This window comes from Paraburkholderia sp. (genome assembly GCF_034668105.1).
GTDB lineage: Bacteria > Pseudomonadota > Gammaproteobacteria > Burkholderiales > Burkholderiaceae > Paraburkholderia.
The window spans coordinates 1-3,195 of sequence record NZ_JAXDPY010000251.1; the positions used below are offsets into that span (position 1 = coordinate 1).

At 60.6% G+C, this 3,195-nt stretch carries 4 protein-coding genes; all 4 read left to right on the plus strand.

Features of this window, described 5'->3' with window-relative positions:
* The coding region (locus QOC89_RS11760; protein ID WP_323045172.1) for a MurR/RpiR family transcriptional regulator at window positions 1-402 on the plus strand (402 nt) is incomplete at its 5' end.
* On the plus strand, window positions 395-1,411 hold the full coding sequence (gene iolG, locus QOC89_RS11765; RefSeq protein WP_323045173.1) for an inositol 2-dehydrogenase: 1,017 nt from the start codon (window positions 395-397) through the stop codon (window positions 1,409-1,411). The genes QOC89_RS11760 and iolG, both read left to right, overlap by 8 nt.
* Window positions 1,411-2,472: a Gfo/Idh/MocA family oxidoreductase gene (locus tag QOC89_RS11770; RefSeq protein ID WP_323045175.1), complete on the plus strand. Its 1,062-nt coding sequence runs from the start codon at window positions 1,411-1,413 to the stop codon at window positions 2,470-2,472. The genes iolG and QOC89_RS11770 overlap by 1 nt, the downstream gene beginning before the upstream one ends.
* A 385-nt stretch (window positions 2,473-2,857) precedes the next feature.
* The gene (locus QOC89_RS11775) at window positions 2,858-3,097 is read left to right on the plus strand and encodes a hypothetical protein (protein ID WP_323045174.1); all 240 of its coding nucleotides are present in this window, start codon (window positions 2,858-2,860) and stop codon (window positions 3,095-3,097) included.
* Window positions 3,098-3,195 lie beyond the last annotated feature (98 nt).

Here is a 3,195-nt window from a genome sequence, read left to right on the forward strand (position 1 = left end):
TCGTTTCCGGTGGCGAGCTATATTGTCTACGCGTTGCAGCACACGCCAAAGCGCGTGCATCTGGTGTCCGGTTTCGGCGGCATGTACCGCGAACAGATTCGCAGCGTGAAGAAGGGCGACGTGGTGATCGCGATCAGCTTCGCGCCGTACGGCAAGGAGACGCAGTATTGCCTGCGCGTCGCGCATCATCTTCAGGCGAAAACGTTGGTTATTACGGATAGCCAACTTTCTCCGCTGTCGCGTTATGCCACTACGCAACTGTATGTGAAAGAGGGCAGCGCGTTTGCGTTCCGCTCGCTGACCAGCACGATCTGTTTGTGCCAGGCGTTGTTCATCGCGCTCGCGTACAAGCTCGAACTGAACGTTGAAGAATCCAAAGACACGGGAGGATACGATGACTGAGGCTGTAAAGACGATCGACGTGGCGGTATTCGGCGCAGGGCGTATCGGCAAGATTCATGCGGCCAATCTGGCGCGCCAGCCCGGCGTGCGGCTCAAATATGTGGTCGATGTGAATCGCGAGGCGGCAGCGGCACTCGCTGCCGAGCACGGCGCGCAGGTTGCGGATATCGACGGCGCGATGGGCGATGCGTCGATCGGCGCGACGGTGATCTGTTCGAGCACGGACACGCACGCGGATCTGATCACGAAATCGGCCGCGCAGAAAAAGCATGTGTTCTGTGAGAAACCGGTGGACCTGACCTTGGAACGGGCACGTGCCTGTGCGCAGGCGGTTGAGCATGCGGGTGTGGTCTGCATGATTGGCTTTCAGCGCCGTTTCGATCCGACGTTTTCCGCGTTGAAAGCGCGCATCGACGCGGGCGAAATCGGCACGCCGGAAATGCTGGTGGTGACGAGCCGCGATCCGGGCGCGCCGCCTGTCGAGTACATCAAGCACTCGGGCGGCATTTTCAAGGACATGCTGATTCACGATTTCGACATCTTCCGCTGGATTCTCGACGATGAAGCCGACACGTTGCATGCCACCGGCAGTTGTCTTTCCGACCCCGCGATCGCCGAAGCCGGCGATATTGATTCGACCGCGGTGACGATCCGCACGAAGCAGGGCCGTCTATGTCAGATCAACACCGCGCGGCGCGCCGCCTATGGTTACGATCAGCGGTTCGAGGTGCTCGGCAGCACCGGTATGCTGCAGGCCGGTAATGTGCGTCCTACCGAGGTCACTGCGTATTCGAAAACCGAAGTCTCGAGCGACGTGCCGGAGGCATTTTTCCTCGAACGTTATCGCGCGGCTTATGCACTGGAAATCGCGCATTTCTTCGACGCTGTCACGCGCGGCAAGCCGGTGCGTACCACCGTCGCAGATGGTCTGAAAGCGCTCGAACTTGCCGAGGCGGCTACGCGTTCCTGGCGCGAGGGCCGCGCGGTAAAACTCGGCGAGGCATCGTGATGAGGGCGTCGGCGGGGCGGCTGCGGATGGGCGTGGTCGGCCTGGGGCGGTTGGGCAAGCGGCATGCGGGGAATCTGGCGTATCGGGTGCCGGGGGCGTCGCTCGTGGCCGCTTGCAGTCCGCTGGAAGAGGAGCGCGCGTGGGCACGAGACACGTTGCCGGAACCGCGTCTATACGACGACTATGGGGACCTGCTTGCCGATTCCGAGGTGGACGCGGTGTGGCTTGTTACGCCGTCGTCGTTGCACGCGCAACAGATTATCGATGCGTTGCGAGCCGGCAAACATGTGTTCTGTGAGAAGCCGCTGTCGCTGGATGTTGCCGAGTGCGAGCGTGTCGTGGCCGAAGCCGCGCGCTATCCGCATCTGCAGGCGACCATCGGTTTCATGCGGCGATTCGATCCGAGCTATAGGGATGCGTTCGACAAGATCCAGGCGGGCGCGATTGGGCGGCCGTTCCTTGTGCGTTCGCAGACCACGGACAAGAACGACGACGATGGTTTTTTCGTGCGTTTCGCGGCGACTTCCGGCGGGATTTTTCTGGACTGCACCGTGCATGACATCGATGTCGCGCGCTGGCTGCTTGGCAGGCCGCGGGCCAAACGCGTATTTGCCGCGGGGGCGGTTGCATTGCACGAGGGTTTGCGGGAATTTGGCGATGTGGATAATGGCGTCGCGATCTGCGAGTTCGAGGGTGGGAAGCTCGCGATGTTCTATGCGTCGCGCACGCAGGCGCATGGAAATGATACGCATAGTGAGGTGATTGGTACGGCGGGTGCGGTTGCTATTGGGCATAATCCGCGCGCGAATCGCGTCGAGATTTATGATGGCGGTGGCATTCGCAATGAATGTACGCCGAGTTTTTTTGATCGGTTTGAGGATGCGTTTTTGTGTGAGGCTAGGGGGTTTGTTGCTGCTGTGCAAGGGGACGCTGCTGGCGCTGGCGCTGGCGCTGGCGTTTGCGGGCATGTTGCGGCGTCGCTGGCTGATGCGCTTGAGGCCACGCGGATTGGCGTGGCGTTGCGGCAGTCTTTGTTGTCGGGGCAGGCTGTTGAGTTGTAGGTGCCTGCGGCGGTGGCCTTTTTGCCTGTGCGGCGCTTCTTGTCTGTCTGCCTGAGGCGGTGGCCTTTCCTTGATTTGTTATTGGTCTATTAGCGTCGCCCCTGTGCGGGGCAGGCACCTACTTTTCTTTGCCTGCCGCAAAGAAAAGCTAGGCAAAAGAAAGCGGCTCAAACCGCCAGCTCATAAGCGGGTCCCCCGCACAGCCACGGTAGTGGAGCATCTGGAATCCGTGCCCTCGCACATTCAACTTTAGTGACCAGGCAGTCATACTTCCGGCAGCGCTCCGCGTGCCGAAGCGATACTTAATAAAACCGCTCGCTGCGTTTTCGCGCTCACGTTTCGCTTGGCGCAGCGTGTATCGTGTTTAGCTCTGCCGCTCTTGCTCTTGCTCTTGCTCTTGCGCGTGCTGGTGCTCGTGCTGATGCTGATGCTGGTGCTCTTGCCTTTTTCGCCGGGGCGCATGGCCGAGGCGAAGCCGGTGGTTCTGGCCGCGCTCAACCAGAGCATCTGGTTTCCCATGCAGACCCATCCGCGACGCACGCAGTGCGGAGTGGGCGCTGATGAGCGCGTTGTCACTAACGTCGAATGTGTGAGGGCACGGATTCCAGATGCACCACTACCGTGACTGTGCGGGGGACCCGCTTATGAGCTGGCGGTGTGAGCGGCTTTCTTTGCTTATCTTTCTTTGCCGCGGCAAAGAAAGTAAGTGCCGCCCCGCACAGG